This is a genomic window from Yersinia sp. 2542 StPb PI (assembly GCF_048593855.1).
In the GTDB taxonomy this organism is placed as follows: domain Bacteria; phylum Pseudomonadota; class Gammaproteobacteria; order Enterobacterales; family Enterobacteriaceae; genus Yersinia; species Yersinia enterocolitica_E.
Map to the genome: position 1 here is coordinate 1 of NZ_JAZGQA010000103.1, position 16,003 is coordinate 16,003.

Consider the following 16,003-nt stretch of genomic DNA (forward strand, 5'->3'; position numbering starts at 1 on the left):
CATTAATCTATCATTATGCCAACGCTTTTCTCAACTCTAATTTCACAAGTTAATAAATCGTTAACTTACAGTTGATTAGCTACAGATAAAACAAAAACAAACCCATTAAAACAAAGAGTTAAATCTATTTATCTGAGACCAAAGCCTAATACCCTCAAGCCGCGCAAAAACCCGTTCTTGCTATATGTTTGTTACCATCGCGATATAAATTGCAAGTTAAATTTTTAGATTAGCCTGGTTTATTAAATGCTACAGCTTACTTAATATTTCAACGCATTATGGATAATAACCCTATGATTAAGGCGTATTACACTTTGTCTGAATAGGGTAGAATGCGGCACAAATATTATCCCCCTGACGGCTGAGTGTATCGATGCCCGCAAGTATTGACTTGCCAGCGCGATAACTGCGTTTAAGAACTCTGTTAAGCATTCGACATATGGTTGTAATTTCATGAAATTCAGGCCAGCAGCATCGACCCAGAACCAAGGGTTGCAAATAGCCAGTTCCCCTTTTACGCACAATCAACGTAGTACCCGTAGCATCATGCTGCTGGTGATTCTGGCCTGCATTCCGGGCATTATTGCTCAGACCTACTTCTTTGGTTATGGCAACCTGATTCAGGTAGCACTGGCAATGGTTACCGCCATGCTAGCCGAAGGGGCCGTTTTGCAGTTACGCAAACAGCCCGTATTGATGCGGTTACAAGATAACTCCGCCCTGCTCACCGGCCTGCTTCTGGGGATAAGCCTGCCCCCATTGGCCCCTTGGTGGATGATTGTGTTGGGTACGCTGTTTGCTATCGTCATCGCTAAACAACTGTATGGTGGCTTGGGACAAAATCCGTTCAACCCGGCCATGGTGGGTTATGTTGTTCTGCTTATTTCATTCCCGGTACAAATGACCAGTTGGTTACCACCGCAGCCATTACAAGCTACACCGGTGGGGTTTTATGACTCTCTTTTAACTATCTTTACCGGATATACCCACAGTGGCGCTGATATTCATCAACTCCAGATGAGTTATGACGGTGTCAGTCAGGCCACACCGCTTGATAGCTTTAAAACCGCCCTACGCTCACAACCCGTGGCAAAAATTCTGCAACAGCCCATTTTTGCCGCAACGCTGGCGGGGGTCGGCTGGCAATGGATCAATCTCGGTTTTCTGGCGGGCGGCTTATTGCTGCTGTGGCGTAAAGCGATTCATTGGCACATTCCGGTCAGTTTCTTGTTGGCGCTGGCTGGCTGTGCCGCAATCAGTTGGATAGTTGCCCCGCAAAGTTTTGCCCCGCCGATGTTGCACCTGTTTTCCGGTGCCACCATGTTGGGGGCGTTCTTTATTGCCACCGATCCGGTCAGTGCCTCCACCACGCCCCGTGGCCGCCTGATTTTCGGTGCATTAATCGGTATTCTGGTGTGGTTAATTCGGGTGTATGGTGGCTATCCTGATGGGGTTGCCTTTGCCGTACTGCTGGCCAATATTACTGTTCCACTGATTGACCACTATACCCAGCCTCGGGTTTATGGTCACAACCGTGCCGGTAAATAAGGAGCCGTTATGCTAAAAACCATGAAGCGTCACGGCATTACTTTGGCGCTGTTTGCCGCCGGTGCTACCGGATTGACGGCGGTGGTTAACTCACTGACAGAGTCAACCATCGCCCATCAGGCCGCTTTGCAACAAAAAGCGTTGCTGGATCAGGTTGTTCCGGCTGAAAATTATGACAACGATATGCAAGCTGAATGTTACGTTGTCACTGATGCCGCGTTGGGTAACCTGTCGCCTCATCGCTTGTATCTGGCCCGGTTGGCGAATAAACCCGTGGCTGCCGCGATTGAAACCACCGCTCCCGATGGTTATTCCGGTGCTATCCAACTGTTAGTCGGTGCAGATTTCCACGGTAATGTGCTGGGCAGTCGGGTGATAGAACATCACGAAACCCCCGGTCTCGGTGATAAAATTGATATTAGAATCTCTGACTGGATTAGCCATTTCAGCGGCCAACATGTAGCAAGTGAACAAGACAAACGCTGGGCCGTAAAAAAAGATGGCGGTACCTTTGATCAATTTACCGGCGCCACCATTACCCCAAGAGCGGTGGTGCGGGCGGTGAAAAGCACCACGCTGTATTTGGAAACCTTGCCAGCAAGGCTTGATAGCCTGCCAGTCTGTGGAGAACGGCAATGAGTGAAGCAAAAAATCTGTTAGCGCAGGGGTTATGGAAGAATAACTCAGCGCTAGTGCAGCTACTGGGGCTATGTCCGTTGTTGGCGGTCTCCTCTACCGCCACCAATGCCCTCGGTTTGGGATTAGCTACCACGCTGGTATTGGTATGTACCAATACCGCGGTATCGGCTTTGCGCCGCTGGGTGCCAAATGAAATTCGTATTCCAATCTATGTGATGATCATTGCTTCCGTGGTCAGTACCGTGCAAATGCTGATTAACGCTTATGCCTTTGGGTTATATCAATCCCTCGGGATATTTATTCCATTGATTGTGACTAACTGCATTGTGATTAGCCGGGCGGAAGCTTACGCGGCCAAGAACCCGGTGGGGTTATCGGCACTCGATGGCCTGGCTATGGGGCTAGGGGCAACCAGCGCGTTATTTGTTCTGGGATCACTGCGTGAAATCTTGGGTAACGGTACGTTGTTTGATGGCGCAGATATGCTGTTAGGCAACTGGGCAAAAGTGCTGCGTATCGAAATTCTGCATCTGGATAGCCCTTTCCTGCTGGCAATGCTGCCACCAGGTGCCTTTATTGGTTTGGGATTACTGCTGGCCGGTAAATATGTCATTGACGAAAAAATAAAAGCGCGCAAAGCACAAGTAGTAGCAACTGCGCCGCAACTTCAGGATGGAGATGCCGGGAAAGCCTTATGAATAAAGAAAAACGTGTCGCGATTCTGACCCGTCTGCGGGACAACAATCCACATCCAACCACTGAACTGGTCTACACCTCACCTTTTGAACTGCTTATTTCGGTGTTGCTCTCGGCACAAGCCACCGATGTCAGCGTCAATAAAGCCACTGCCAAACTTTATCCGGTGGCTAATACCCCGCAAGCCCTGCTTGACCTGGGTGTGGATGGCCTGAAGGCATACATCAAGACCATCGGCCTGTTTAATACCAAAGCTGAAAATGTGATTAAAACCTGCCGTATTTTGCTGGAAAAACATAATGGCGAGGTGCCTGAAGACAGAGCAGCACTCGAAGCGCTGCCCGGTGTGGGGCGTAAAACGGCCAATGTGGTGTTGAACACCGCCTTTGGTTGGCCCACCATCGCGGTAGATACCCATATATTCCGTGTCTGTAATCGCACTGGCTTTGCTCCCGGTAGCAATGTAGATCAGGTTGAAGCCAAGCTACTCAAGGTGGTTCCGGCTGAATTTAAGCTTGATTGCCACCACTGGTTGATCCTGCATGGTCGCTATACCTGTATTGCCCGTAAACCGCGCTGTGGTTCGTGCATTATTGAAGACTTGTGTGAGTTTAAAGAGAAGGTCTACCCCGAGCATTAATCCACTGACCACGCTCAGTAAATACCTGTGGCGGTGAGCACCGGCCGACGATAAGAATGCTGGTACATCGCGCTGCCACTCTATGCAGTGAGCGCGATACACTTCTGGCGCGTCTCACCGCATGTTATCAACCACGATAAATCCCCTCTATGCCGCGATTGCGGTATTCGATTAGACGTCATACCGCCGCGCCACTAAACTTGTGACAAAACAGACTCAAACAGTTAATGATTTTGTTACCTGCCTGAAACAAAAAAGACACCTGCGGCGTATCATTATGAAATTTAAATCAGCAATAAAACCCTATACCGGCGCGGCTGGCGGCTGGGGTTCTCTCGAAGCAACCACCCGCTTTGTCCTGGACAGCAAGCAAGCGTTGAAAAATATTCGCAATTTGTTGCGGGTCAATCAGGTAAAAGGTTTTGACTGCCCCGGTTGTGCCTGGGGCGACGATAATCACAGCACCTTCAGTTTTTGCGAAAATGGCGCTAAAGCGGTCAGTTGGGAAGCGACCCGCAAAGCGGTGGAACCCCAATTCTTTGCCGAACACAGTCTGACCACATTGCGCCAGCAGAGTGACTACTTCCTTGAGTACCAGGGGCGGCTCACCCATCCGATGCGTTATAACCCACAAACTGACCGCTACCAACCCATCAGTTGGGAAGATGCTTTGGCGTTGATCGCTCAGCATATTAATGGATTGGATAACCCCGATCAGTTGGAGCTATATACCTCCGGGCGTGCCAGCAATGAAGCCTCTTACCTTTATCAGTTATTTGGCCGCATGTTGGGGACCAATAACTTCCCGGACTGCTCAAACATGTGCCATGAAGCCAGTGGTACCGGATTAAAGCAGAGTATCGGCGTTGGTAAAGGTACCATTCAGATGCAGGACTTCGAACTGGCCGATGCTATTTTTGTTTTCGGACAAAACCCGGGGACTAACCACCCCCGCATGCTACACAGCCTCCGTCATGCCAAAGATCGCGGTGCACGTATTGTTAGCTTCAATACCTTGCGTGAACGCGGTTTGGAGCGTTTCGCCGATCCGCAAAATCCTCTTGAGATGCTGACACCAAAATCCTCCCCTATTAGTTCTGCTTATTTTCAACCTAATTTAGGTGGTGATATGGCGGCGGTGCGCGGCATGGTAAAAGCCTTATTGGAAACCCATCGCCATCAATTGGCGCAAGGGGAATCAGGTTTGTTTGATCAAGCCTTTATTGCGGTACATACACAAGGTATAGCCGCGTATCTGGCGGCCGTTGATAACACCTGTTGGGCGCAGATCACCCAACAGTCGGGCCTGAGTGAAGAGCAAATTCGCTATGCCGCTGATATTTATCAACATGCCGAGCGCGTTATCATCACCTGGGCGATGGGGATCACTCAGCATAAACATTCAGTGATAACGGTGCGGGAACTGGCTAATCTCCAACTGTTGTTTGGTCAGTTAGGCAAGCCCGGCGCGGGGTTATGTCCGGTACGTGGTCACAGTAACGTGCAAGGTAATCGCACGATGGGCATTGATGAAAAACCCGCAAAAGCCATGCTGGATCGTTTGGCCGACCATTTTGGTTTCACCCCACCACAAAGTGCGGGTCATAACACCGTGGAAGCTCTCGAAGCGATGTTGCGCGGTGAAGTAAAAGTGCTGATTGCCCTTGGCGGGAATTTGGCGGCGGCGGCACCGGATACTGAGCGCACCGCACAAGCATTACGCAGTTGCGAGTTGACCGTTCATATCAGTACCAAGCTAAATCGTAGTCACCTGATAACCGGCACTGATGCCTTGATTTTGCCGACACTGGGCCGCACCGAGCGCGATATGCAAGCCAGTGGTTCACAATTCATTACGGTAGAAGATTCTTTCAGTATGGTGCACGCATCTGAAGGGGTCGGGAAGCCGCTGGCGGATACCCAGCACGCCGAAACCGCCATTGTTTGTGGCATCGCCAATGCGGTTTTCGCTAACAAAAAGGTTAATGGTGCAAAGTTGGACTGGCTGGCATTAGCCGCTGACTACAATCTGATCCGTGACCATATTGCCGCCACCGTACCGGGCTTTGATAATTTCAACACGCGTTGTGATCAACCCGGTGGTTTCTATCTGGGTAGCGCCGCCGCTGAAATGCGTTTTGCTACCCCAAGTGGTAAAGCTGAATTTTGCGCCGCACCCCTACCAGAGAGTCTATTCCCGCCGATTGCAGGGGCGGCGGCCCCGTTTGTGTTACAAACATTGCGCTCTCATGATCAATATAACACCACCATTTATGGTCTCGATGATCGCTACCGGGGTGTCTATGGTCAGCGAGAAGTTTTGTTCATTAATCCACAAGATTTGGCCGCGTTGGCTTTAGAAGATGGCGTGCTAGTGGAAATAGAAACCTTATGGAATGATGGGATTACTCGTAAAGTCAGTGGATTCAAGTTAGTGAGCTATGATATCCCGCGCGGTAATCTCGCCGCATACTATCCTGAAACCAACCCACTGGTGCCCTTATCCAGCTTTGGTGATCAAACCCACACCCCAACGTCAAAATCAGTGCCAGTGACCATTCGACGCTGGCAACCACCATTGTCACAGCGCATTGCCTGAGTTTGTTAGCTAAAGCCGGCCCTCTGGCTGTTGCCAGGGCTGGCAATCATGGGCAACGGATATGCCCATACCATTAACAAGGAATTCCCCTCCAACGTGATATGCCGCTTGCCCGATGGGGCTGATTCGCGTAAAACTGTCAGCCGGATTAAACCCACTCACTACACCATTCACTGGACGATATGTTTCAAGATAACCCGCTGCTGGCGCAGCTAAAACAGCAACTTCACACTCAGACCCCGCGCGTTGAAGGCGTGGTTAAAGGTACTGAGAAAGGCTTTGGCTTTCTTGAGGTAGATGGGCAGAAAAGTTATTTTATTCCGCCGCCACAGATGAAGAAAGTCATGCACGGCGATCGGATTATTGCCACCTTGCACACGGATAAAGATCGTGAAATTGCTGAGCCAGAAACATTGGTCGAGCCATTTTTATCCCGCTTTGTCGGTCGCGTCCAACGAAAAGATGATCGTCTGTCTATCGTGCCTGACCACCCGCTGCTGCGTGATGCCATCCAATGTCGTCCAGCCCGTGAGTTAACCCACGACTTCCAGAACGGTGATTGGGCGGTGGCTGAAATGCGCCGTCACCCATTAAAAGGCGATCGTGCTTTTAATGCTGATTTGACGGCATTTATTACTAATGGTGAAGATCATTTCGTGCCTTGGTGGGTAACATTAGCTCGCCATAATCTGGAGCGTGAAGCCCCGGTTATGGTTGAATCTGCCTTGCATGATAGCACCTTAGTACGCGAAGACCTGACGGCGCTCCATTTTGTTACTATCGACAGCAACAGCACCGAAGATATGGATGATGCGCTGTATGTGGAAGACAACGGTGACGGTTCCCTGTTGTTGACCATTGCCATTGCTGATCCAACCGCCTATGTCGATGAAAACAGTGAGTTGGATTTAATCGCCCGTAAACGTGCATTTACTAACTATCTGCCTGGCTTCAACATTCCGATGCTGCCACGCCACTTGTCTGACAACCTCTGCTCATTGCGGCCAAATGAGCGCCGCCCGGTATTGGTGTGCCGTGTGACTATCGCCGCTGATGGCGCGCTGAGTGATGATATTCGTTTCTCTGCCGCCTGGGTCGAGTCCAAAGCCAAACTGGTTTATGACGAGGTTTCTGACTGGCTGGACGGCAACACCGGTTGGCAGCCACCGGATGCGGATATTGCCGAGCAAATCCTATTGCTGAAACGGGTGTGCGAGGCGCGTAGCAACTGGCGTCAAGAACATGCCCTGGTGTTTAAAGACCGTCCAGATTACCGCTTCCTATTGGGTGAAAAAGGCGAGGTGCTGGATATCATTGTTGAGCACCGCCGTATTGCTAACCGTATTGTTGAAGAGTGCATGATTGCCGCCAACGTCTGTGCTGCTATTGCTTTGCGCGATAATTTGGGCTTTGGCATTTATAACGTACATACCGGTTTTGATCCGGCATTGGTTGAACAGGCAGCGACCGTGTTGCAGGCCAATGGTGTCGCGGCTGACCCACAGGCTCTACTGACCCTACCAGGCTTCTGTGAGTTGCGCCGTCATCTTGATGCGTTGCCAACCCAGTTCCTCGACAGCCGTATCCGCCGCTTCCAGACCTTTGCTGAAATCAGTACCGTTCCTGGCCCACACTTTGGTTTGGGGTTAGAGGCCTATGCCACCTGGACTTCACCTATTCGTAAATACGGTGATATGGTCAATCATCGCCTGCTCAAAGCCATTATTACCGGCCAGCAAGCGGAGAAACCACAAGACGAGATAACGATTCAATTGGCTGAGCGCCGTCGTCTGAATCGCATGGCCGAACGCGATGTCGGTGACTGGTTGTATGCCCGTTATCTACAGCCTCAAGCTGGTACTGATACCCGTTTCGCTGCGGAAATTATTGATGTTACCCGTGGTGGTCTGCGTGTTCGTTTGCTGGATAATGGCGCCGTGGCCTTTATCCCTGCACCGTTTATTCATGCAGTACGTGATGAGATGGTATGCAGTCAGGAAACAGGTACCGTGCAAATTAAAGGTGAAACGGTTTATAGCCAAAGCGATAAAATCGAAGTGCGCATTGCCGAGGTTCGCATGGAAACTCGCAATGTGGTGGCCCGCCCGGTGGTTTGATATTTAGAAAAAACACATTAAGCCGTGGTGATACTCCACATCCCACGGCTTTTTCAATTGCCCCCCTTCAATCCCACTTGATGTTCCCTCCAGTTTAGCGCTGTCAGCGTCACAAAATGTAAGCAAATACTACTGAACGTTACGTTAAAATAATTTATTGATCACACTTTTCACTTTCGCACCTTTTCTTTCACATTAAAGCTCCTATGTTAACTAACGGTTTGTATCTTTTTTCCAAAACCGGTGCTGATAACTGTTAAATTTTCCTCATAACAAGGAGTCGTTACCCATGAAGAACGTCAAGACTGTCGTCATATGGCTGACCGTGGCGTTAATTGGTGCATTTGCCTTTGCTATGCTGGCACTCAGCCGCGGTGAGCATGTCAATGCCATCTGGTTGGTGATCGCCTCAGTGGCGTGTTACAGCATCGCTTACCGCTTTTACAGCCTATTTATTGCCAAGAATGTGTTTGAGTTGGATGACCGTCGCCTGACACCTGCTGAGCGGCGCAATGACGGCCTGGATTATGTCCCGACCAATAAATGGGTACTATTCGGTCACCACTTTGCGGCGATTGCCGGTGCCGGGCCATTGGTTGGGCCAATTCTGGCCGCACAGATGGGCTTCTTGCCGGGGACTATCTGGATTTTGGTCGGGGTAATGATGGCCGGTGCGGTACAGGACTTCTTGATCCTGTTTATCTCTACCCGTCGCGATGGTCGCTCTCTGGGGGAGATGGCAAAACAAGAGTTGGGCGCTTTTGCCGGGGTTATCACTATGCTGGGCGCGCTGGGGGTGATGATTATCATCTTGTCCGCGCTAGCATTAGTGGTGGTTAAAGCCTTGGCTGACAGCCCATGGGGCCTGTTCACCATTGCAGCGACTATCCCGATAGCACTGTTTATGGGCGTTTATATGCGCTTTATCCGCCCGGGGAAAATCGCGGAAGTATCCTTAATTGGTTTCGTACTGATGATGTCCGCAATTATTTACGGCGGCAATATCGCGGCTCACCCTTATTGGGGACCATTCTTTACTTTACACGGCACCACCCTGACCTGGGTGCTGGTTATCTATGGTTTTATCGCCTCAGTGCTACCGGTGTGGTTGTTGTTGGCACCACGGGACTATCTGTCGACCTTCCTGAAGATTGGCGTCATTATTGGTTTGGCCGTCGGTATTGTCTTTGCCATGCCTGAAATGAAAATGCCTGCCGTCACACGTTTTATTGATGGCAGCGGCCCGGTATTCTCCGGTAGCCTGTTCCCGTTCCTGTTTATTACCATCGCTTGCGGGGCTATTTCGGGCTTCCACGCCTTGGTTGCCAGTGGCACTACACCAAAACTGATTGAGCGTGAAAGTCACACCCGCTTTATCGGCTATGGCGCGATGCTGATGGAATCCTTTGTCGCCATCATGGCGCTAATTTGTGCCTCGGTTATCGATCCCGGTGTCTATTTCGCCATGAACTCTCCGGCAGCGTTGATTGGCACCACAGTAGAAAGCGCCTCTTTGGCCATTAGCAGTTGGGGATTTGTAGTCACACCTGACACCCTGGCCATGATTGCCAAAGATGTTGGCGAGAACTCCATTTTATCCCGTGCAGGTGGTGCCCCCACTTTCGCCGTTGGGATGGCGCATATTATCAGTGAGATATTTAACAGCCGCAATATGATGGCCTTCTGGTATCACTTTGCCATTCTATTTGAAGCCATGTTTATTCTGACCGCCGTGGATGCTGGTACCCGTGCCTGTCGCTTTATGGTGCAGGATTTGGTGGGTGTCGTAGTGCCGAGCCTGGCAAATAACCGCTCATGGTTGGGTAACTTGTCCGGCACCACAGTGGCGGTCGCCTGCTGGGGCTTCTTTGTTTATCAAGGTGTGGTTGACCCATTAGGGGGGATCAATACCTTGTGGCCACTGTTCGGTATCGGTAACCAGATGCTGGCATCGATGGCGCTGATTTTAGGGACTGTCGTCCTGTTTAAAATGAAGAAGCAACGCTATGCTTGGGTAACCATCCTGCCAACAATTTGGCTGTTTATTACCTCAATGACCGCAGGCTGGCAGAAGATTTTCCATGAAAAACCGAGTATTGGTTTCCTGGCTCAAGCGAAGAAATTCTCTGCCGGTGTTGAGCAAGGCGTTCTGATTGCTCCCGCCAAGAGCATTAAAGACATGGAAACTATTGTGTTCAATAACCAGATCAATGCCGCCTTATGTGCCTTCTTTATGCTGGTGGCAGTGACCATGCTGATTTCATCTTTCTTTGTGGTCCGTCGTGCGCTGAAATCCAGCAAACCGACCACCCATGAGACTGAAATTGTCTTCCGTGAGGAGGTTGCTCGTGGCTAATGCAGGCATACCGTTTCGTACCCGAACAGGGTTAGTAACCACGCCGCGCCAGATTACGCGTTGTATACCGTTGGTTTCTGTGGCGGTCCGCCCGACTCATCTGCGGGCTTGGTTGCGCCTTATCGCACACCGCGTGGCACAAAGCTTTCGACTGATGGTGGGAGTACAGGATTACGGCAATTATGTTAATCATATGCGCCGACATCATCCTGACACCACACCGATGACCGAACGGGAATTCCACCGTTACTGTCTGGATGCCCGCTTCCCCAGTGAGGCCGGTAAACTGGGGAAATGCCCTTGTTAAGCTAGCAAGCTGAATCAAAAAGTGACATTGTCACGCCCTGTTGATGTTTCACAGGGCGTTTTTATTTTCCGTTTGAACAGCAGGCACCACCAACTAGCTCAAGATTGGCGAGCCAAATGCGCCCTGCCAATCTTGTTCAAATTGTTCTACTGCCGCTTTTACCGCAGGCGCGCTGATAAGTTGTTCTGCCACATCCACCGGAATGGTGACTGACTGACAGCCCGCCAACAGGCAATCTACTACCTGACGTGGCGTACGGAAACTGGCCGCCAATACTTTCGCGCCCGGTGCATGTAAGGTTAACAACTGCTGTAACTCACGGACCATCGCAATGCCATCGCCGCCTTGTGCATCCAGTCGGTTAACATAGGGTGCGACATATTCAGCCCCCGCCAATGCAGACAGCAGCCCTTGCCCGGCACCATATACGGCGGTACCTAATGTCGGAATCGACATCCCTTTTAATTGTTTGATAGCCGCCAATCCTTCAGCGGTGGCGGGGATCTTGATAACCAAACCGGGGACGCGCTTTGATAGCATGATTGCCTCTGACACCATCAGTTCACTGTCACTGGCCAGCACTTGTGCGAAAAGTTTACCGGTACCGCCCAGAGCATCGCGCAGCGCAGGTAACACCTCCCAGATAGGCTTGCCCGCTTTTGCCAAAATAGTCGGGTTGGTAGTGACACCTTGTAATGGCAGTACGCGCGCCAGGCGTTTTACTGCAGCTACATCTGCGGTATCAAGATAAAGCTCCATAAGAACCTCCGGTTTGGATTATGTAAGCAGCCAGACTGGTTAAACAAATAAGCCAGTTAAGCAAATGGATTTACCAACAATCATCAGCCGCAATCATAGACCAATCATGAATCGATAACGTGATCTTGATCAAAATACCTTCATTCGAAAGTAAATTAAACTTCAATCAAAAGCAATGTGTTTTACATACTGCAAAAAATGCGATGATAGCGTTGTAAGACAGAGTTGTGGCTTGCCTCACTTTTCCCTTAGTAACACAGGGTGTTATCCACACTATTTAAGGTATTATTTATCATTATGCTGTTGTTGTGAACCGGCGAACTTTTACCACCCGCGTTGGCAGGTTCAATTTTCAGCACACTTTATTATCGGGAATGCCATGAACCCAAGACAGCAAATAATTTTACAGTTGGTAAACGACCGGCAACGTGTCAGTGTCAGTGAATTGGCGCAGGAAACGCAGGTCTCTGAGGTGACAATCCGTCAGGATCTCAATCAGCTAGAGACGAGAGGTTTGCTCAAACGAGTGCATGGTTCAGCCGTCGCTCTTGAGAGTGACGATGTCGATGTTCGCATGATGACTCACTTTGCCATGAAGCAAAAATTGGCCAATCATGCTGCTTCACTGGTCAATGAAGGTGAGACGGTATTTATCGAAAGCGGCAGTAGCAACGCCCTGTTGGCGCATCATTTGGCCCAACGCCCTGGTATCACCTTGGTGACGGTGAGTGGTTATATCGCCAGACAATTGAAAGAGTCTTCCTGTGAAGTGATTCTTCTGGGCGGAATTTATCAGAAAAAAAGTGACAGTATGGTTGGCCCATTGACGCAACTTTGTTTGCGCCATGTGCATTTCAGCAAGGCGTTTATCGGTATCGACGGTTATCAGGCCGATACCGGCTTTACCGGGCGCGATATGTTACGCGCCGATGTGATTAATAGTGTGTTAGCCAAAGGCGCTGAAAATATCATTCTGGCCGATGCATCAAAATTTGGTCAGGTGCATCAGAACTCACTGATGCCATTATCGTCCATCAACCGGGTCATTACCGATAACCGCCTGCCCGCAGGTTATCAGCAGCAATTAATGGCACAAGGCATTCAAGTTGATATCCTCAGCGAATAAGAGCAATAACATTCATAACGGAGTAACAGCAATAATGGCGGACATCACCTTCACGCGTGAACAGACTCAGCGGATGGCACGTAAAATTCAGGATTATCTGGAGCAGAACCTCAGTATCGAGCTGGAAGATTTTGATGCGGAATTTTTACTGGAATTCATCAGTCGTGAGCTGGGCGCGCATTATTACAATCAAGGTATCAATGATGCCATTGCACAGGTCGAAGCAAAAATGCTCGATATCACTGACTCCGTGCTATGGCTGGAGAAACCCGTGCAAGACTGAACACGGGCCATATTGTCGGCTTCTCAACAGGAGGCCCCAACAGCGATTATTGCCCGTAATAGGCATTTTTACCGTGTTTGCGTAAATAGTGTTTATCCAATAATTGCGGTTGCATAGCATCGAGTTGCGGGTTCAATTGGCGTGAGAAAATCCCCATATAAGCCAACTCCTCTAACACAACCGCGTTGTGTACGGCATTATCCGCACTGGTCCCCCAGGCAAACGGCCCGTGTGAATTGACTAAAACGGCAGGCACATCTTCGGGTTTAATGCCCCGTTGATGGAATGTCTCAACGATGACATTGCCGGTTTCCCATTCATAGCGGCCAGCAATCTCTTCTTGCGTCATCAACCGGGTACAGGGAATGGTGCCGTAGAAGTAATCTGCGTGAGTGGTACCCCACGCAGGCAAATCTAGCCCAGCCTGGGCCCAAATGGTTGCATGGCGTGAATGGGTATGAACGATGCCGCCAATTTGCGGGAAATTAAGATAAAGCACCCGGTGAGTATCAGTATCCGATGAGGGCTTCTTACTGCCCTCCACCACTTTGCCGGTTTCCAACTCTACCACCACCATATCGTCCAGTGTCATCACGTCATATTCCACACCGGAAGGCTTAATCACCAGTAAACCATGTTGTCTATCGACAGCACTGACATTGCCCCAAGTGAATGTGACCAAATTGTGGCGAGGTAACGCCAGATTGGCGGCCAGTACCTGTTGCTTCAGTTCGTTGAGCATCGTCGTATCCTGAATGACTGAATTTCTCTCATTTTCAGCGCCACAGGTAAGAACCGGTATGGGATAAATGGCTATAAACTGCGTGCAGATCGGCTGGAAAGTACAGTCTGCGAGGTACACATAGCAGAACGTCATATTTTATTTAGCACTGACAATGGGTTAATCGTGCCTTTAGTCTCAGACAATCCCTCATTCCCCGTCTTATCAGATCAAATTAGGACTATTTACCTATTAAATGATTCACGGATATTTATACTGGTTTCTATTGGTGACAAAACGAGTTTTTAGCATTAATTCTGAATTTAAATCTAAACGACGATTTTTATTCTAAACACTAACAAAATGAGACTTCGGCTAAAATTGCTACAACGCCTATACTTAGTTAGGTAAGTTCAATTTTGCACGGATACATCAGGATAGATAGATTCAAACTATATGACCTGATCTATCCGTACTTAGCCAACGTCAGGAGAATTATGATGATGATAATCAATAAACGATTTGCCACTGCCGCCTTGGCGCTAACGCTGGCCTTGTCCCTGTCTGCTTGTTCTAATATGTCCAAACGTGACCGCAATACCGCAATCGGTGCCGGTGCTGGTGCTGTAGGTGGTGCGGTGTTGACCGGCAGTACGCTGGGGACATTAGGTGGCGCGGCGGTTGGTGGGGTTATCGGGCACCAAGTCAGCAAATAATGTTATCGGTATGACTTGACGTTGCAGGGTGTTAGCTACGCTCACTGACCCGAATCACTTACCTGTGTAAGCTCATCGGGATTCGTTTGCTGGCGGACTACCTGCAACGTCAATTAATTAGGGGAAACTGATAAATGAAACTATAAATTATTCTCAGCCACCTGCCAGTTTGACTTTCATCCCTTTGGCTTCGAGCAGTTGCTTAAGAAGATCGCGTTTATCTCCTTGAATTTCAATAATGCCGTCTTTAATCGAGCCACCGCAACCGCACTTCTTCTTCAATTCTGCTGCCAGTTTATCCAGCACCTCATCACTGCCATCAACACCGGTAATCAGGCACACGCCCTTTCCTTTACGACCACTGGTTTGGCGCTGAATACGAACAATACCATCCCCTTTTGGCCGCGCAGGTTTTAGCTCAGGCTCACTGATACGCCCCGAGTCAGTTGAATACACCAAACGGCTATTATCATTCGTCATTATGCCACCTTGCTCAATGATGCCAGAATCTCACTCAGTGTTTTTTCTGGGTCAGGAGATTGGGTGATCGGACGCCCGATAACCATATAATCCACCCCAGCAGAGACGGCTTGCTCAGGAGTCATGATACGGCGCTGATCACCGGCCTCACTGCCCTGCGGGCGAATACCTGGGGTAACCAGTTTAAAATCAGCACCACAAACCTGCTTGAGGCGCACAGCTTCATGGGCAGAGCACACCACCCCATCTAAACCGCAATCCCATGTCAGTTTCGCTAACCGTTCGGCATGTTCTGCCGGGCTAATGTTAATACCAATATCACGTAAATCTTCGCCATCCATGCTGGTAAGTACCGTAACAGCAATCAATAGGGGTGCCTGGTGCTCATAAGGCAATAAGGCTTCTTTGGCGGCAGTCATCATGCGTGCACCACCACTAGCGTGGACATTGACCATCCACACCCCAAGCTCAGCTGCCGCGCTCACCGCCTTAGCGGTGGTGTTGGGAATGTCATGAAATTTCAGATCAAGGAAAACCTCAAAACCACGCGCATGCAGATCACGGACCAACTGAGGGCCATATAAGGTAAACATCTCCTTGCCCACTTTTAACCGGCAATCTTGCGGATTAACCCGATCAGCAAAGGCTAACGCAGCGTTTCTATTGGCATAATCCAGCGCGACAATGATCGGAGAAGATATCGGGCCACTGTTATTAGTTTTAGTTGCAGACGTCATTTTTAAGCCCTTTTCAGTCAATAAGTAATGATAACGCACATATTCTACAGGCTGCTCTACTGAAATTACAGCTATCGGGCGACACCAATGCTTGCTGTTTATGGGTCGTGATTGCCGCAAAGGGTCAATTTACGTCAAGCAGTGAGATTGTGCTTACCTGCCATTAAGTAAATCAGCTTCAAGAAACGTAAATTCTCAATCAAATATTTTGATTTAGATGCTCAGTTGTTTGTGATTCTCATTCAATATTAATGCTGTATCATTCACTCCATCGCCAGA

Annotated in this window: 15 protein-coding genes; 11 read left to right on the forward strand and 4 right to left on the reverse strand. The window is 49.5% G+C overall.

The features are described from left to right. The first annotated feature begins 453 nt into the window (after positions 1-453). The 8 genes from rsxD (at position 454) to V1952_RS13400 (ending at position 10,902) form a co-directional block, all read left to right on the forward strand. Entirely contained in the window at positions 454-1,548 is a 1,095-nt protein-coding gene (rsxD, locus tag V1952_RS13365) for an electron transport complex subunit RsxD (RefSeq protein ID WP_420074903.1), read from the forward strand. A gap of 9 nt (positions 1,549-1,557) precedes the next feature. Continuing rightward, a complete protein-coding gene (gene rsxG / locus V1952_RS13370) occupies positions 1,558-2,187 on the forward strand; it encodes an electron transport complex subunit RsxG (RefSeq protein WP_372569166.1) in 630 nt (209 codons plus the stop codon). Beyond that, the gene (locus V1952_RS13375; RefSeq protein WP_420074904.1) at positions 2,184-2,885 is read left to right on the forward strand and encodes an electron transport complex subunit E; all 702 of its coding nucleotides are present in this window, start codon (positions 2,184-2,186) and stop codon (positions 2,883-2,885) included. Before rsxG ends, V1952_RS13375 begins: the two co-directional genes overlap by 4 nt. Then, positions 2,882-3,523, forward strand: a complete 642-nt coding sequence (gene nth / locus V1952_RS13380) for an endonuclease III (protein ID WP_372558991.1) — start codon at positions 2,882-2,884, stop codon at positions 3,521-3,523. The genes V1952_RS13375 and nth overlap by 4 nt, the downstream gene beginning before the upstream one ends. 277 nt (positions 3,524-3,800) lie before the next feature. Next, positions 3,801-6,122 carry an FdhF/YdeP family oxidoreductase gene (locus V1952_RS13385; protein WP_420074905.1) on the forward strand — a complete coding sequence of 774 codons (2,322 nt, stop codon included), beginning with the start codon at positions 3,801-3,803 and terminating at the stop codon, positions 6,120-6,122. A gap of 182 nt (positions 6,123-6,304) precedes the next feature. Then, positions 6,305-8,239: an exoribonuclease II gene (locus V1952_RS13390; RefSeq protein ID WP_372558989.1), complete on the forward strand. Its 1,935-nt coding sequence runs from the start codon at positions 6,305-6,307 to the stop codon at positions 8,237-8,239. Positions 8,240-8,528: 289 nt separating this feature from the next. Next, complete coding sequence (locus V1952_RS13395; protein ID WP_372558988.1) at positions 8,529-10,595, forward strand: carbon starvation CstA family protein; 2,067 nt, start codon at positions 8,529-8,531, stop codon at positions 10,593-10,595. Continuing rightward, on the forward strand, positions 10,588-10,902 hold the full coding sequence (locus V1952_RS13400) for a CstA-like transporter-associated (seleno)protein (protein ID WP_372558987.1): 315 nt from the start codon (positions 10,588-10,590) through the stop codon (positions 10,900-10,902). Before V1952_RS13395 ends, V1952_RS13400 begins: the two co-directional genes overlap by 8 nt. A gap of 93 nt (positions 10,903-10,995) precedes the next feature. Here V1952_RS13400 and fsa read toward each other — a convergent pair whose 3' ends face one another. Next, a complete protein-coding gene (gene fsa, locus V1952_RS13405; protein ID WP_083158891.1) occupies positions 10,996-11,661 on the reverse strand; it encodes a fructose-6-phosphate aldolase in 666 nt (221 codons plus the stop codon). 379 nt (positions 11,662-12,040) lie between these two features. On the opposite strand from fsa, the gene V1952_RS13410 reads away from it, so the two are divergent. Together V1952_RS13410 and V1952_RS13415 are read left to right on the forward strand one after the other, a co-directional pair. Beyond that, entirely contained in the window at positions 12,041-12,787 is a 747-nt protein-coding gene (locus V1952_RS13410) for a DNA-binding transcriptional regulator YciT (RefSeq protein ID WP_372558986.1), read from the forward strand. Between the two features lie 34 nt (positions 12,788-12,821). After that, positions 12,822-13,070, forward strand: a complete 249-nt coding sequence (locus tag V1952_RS13415; protein WP_005191610.1) for a DUF2164 domain-containing protein — start codon at positions 12,822-12,824, stop codon at positions 13,068-13,070. Positions 13,071-13,116: 46 nt separating this feature from the next. On the opposite strand, the gene araD is transcribed toward V1952_RS13415, so the two are convergent. Beyond that, on the reverse strand, positions 13,117-13,812 hold the full coding sequence (gene araD / locus V1952_RS13420) for an L-ribulose-5-phosphate 4-epimerase (protein ID WP_420074906.1): 696 nt from the start codon (positions 13,810-13,812) through the stop codon (positions 13,117-13,119). Between the two features lie 479 nt (positions 13,813-14,291). On the opposite strand from araD, the gene osmB reads away from it, so the two are divergent. Further along, on the forward strand, positions 14,292-14,507 hold the full coding sequence (osmB, locus tag V1952_RS13425; protein WP_083158894.1) for an osmotically-inducible lipoprotein OsmB: 216 nt from the start codon (positions 14,292-14,294) through the stop codon (positions 14,505-14,507). Positions 14,508-14,660: 153 nt separating this feature from the next. On the opposite strand, the gene yciH is transcribed toward osmB, so the two are convergent. Further along, entirely contained in the window at positions 14,661-14,987 is a 327-nt protein-coding gene (yciH, locus tag V1952_RS13430; protein ID WP_372558984.1) for a stress response translation initiation inhibitor YciH, read from the reverse strand. Beyond that, entirely contained in the window at positions 14,987-15,724 is a 738-nt protein-coding gene (gene pyrF, locus V1952_RS13435; RefSeq protein ID WP_420074907.1) for an orotidine-5'-phosphate decarboxylase, read from the reverse strand. Before pyrF ends, yciH begins: the two co-directional genes overlap by 1 nt. Between the last annotated feature and the right edge of the window lie 279 nt (positions 15,725-16,003).

Coding starts and splice junctions, on each gene's coding strand:
- rsxD (WP_420074903.1), top strand. CDS start 454: ATGAAATTCAGGCCAGCAGCATCGACCCAGAACCAAGGGTTGCAAATA.
- nth (WP_372558991.1), top strand. CDS start 2,882: ATGAATAAAGAAAAACGTGTCGCGATTCTGACCCGTCTGCGGGACAAC.
- yciH (WP_372558984.1), bottom strand. CDS start 14,987: ATGACGAATGATAATAGCCGTTTGGTGTATTCAACTGACTCGGGGCGT.
- fsa (WP_083158891.1), bottom strand. CDS start 11,661: ATGGAGCTTTATCTTGATACCGCAGATGTAGCTGCAGTAAAACGCCTG.
- rsxG (WP_372569166.1), top strand. CDS start 1,558: ATGCTAAAAACCATGAAGCGTCACGGCATTACTTTGGCGCTGTTTGCC.
- V1952_RS13390 (WP_372558989.1), top strand. CDS start 6,305: ATGTTTCAAGATAACCCGCTGCTGGCGCAGCTAAAACAGCAACTTCAC.
- osmB (WP_083158894.1), top strand. CDS start 14,292: ATGATGATAATCAATAAACGATTTGCCACTGCCGCCTTGGCGCTAACG.
- araD (WP_420074906.1), bottom strand. CDS start 13,812: ATGCTCAACGAACTGAAGCAACAGGTACTGGCCGCCAATCTGGCGTTA.
- V1952_RS13395 (WP_372558988.1), top strand. CDS start 8,529: ATGAAGAACGTCAAGACTGTCGTCATATGGCTGACCGTGGCGTTAATT.
- V1952_RS13415 (WP_005191610.1), top strand. CDS start 12,822: ATGGCGGACATCACCTTCACGCGTGAACAGACTCAGCGGATGGCACGT.
- pyrF (WP_420074907.1), bottom strand. CDS start 15,724: ATGACGTCTGCAACTAAAACTAATAACAGTGGCCCGATATCTTCTCCG.
- V1952_RS13410 (WP_372558986.1), top strand. CDS start 12,041: ATGAACCCAAGACAGCAAATAATTTTACAGTTGGTAAACGACCGGCAA.
- V1952_RS13375 (WP_420074904.1), top strand. CDS start 2,184: ATGAGTGAAGCAAAAAATCTGTTAGCGCAGGGGTTATGGAAGAATAAC.
- V1952_RS13385 (WP_420074905.1), top strand. CDS start 3,801: ATGAAATTTAAATCAGCAATAAAACCCTATACCGGCGCGGCTGGCGGC.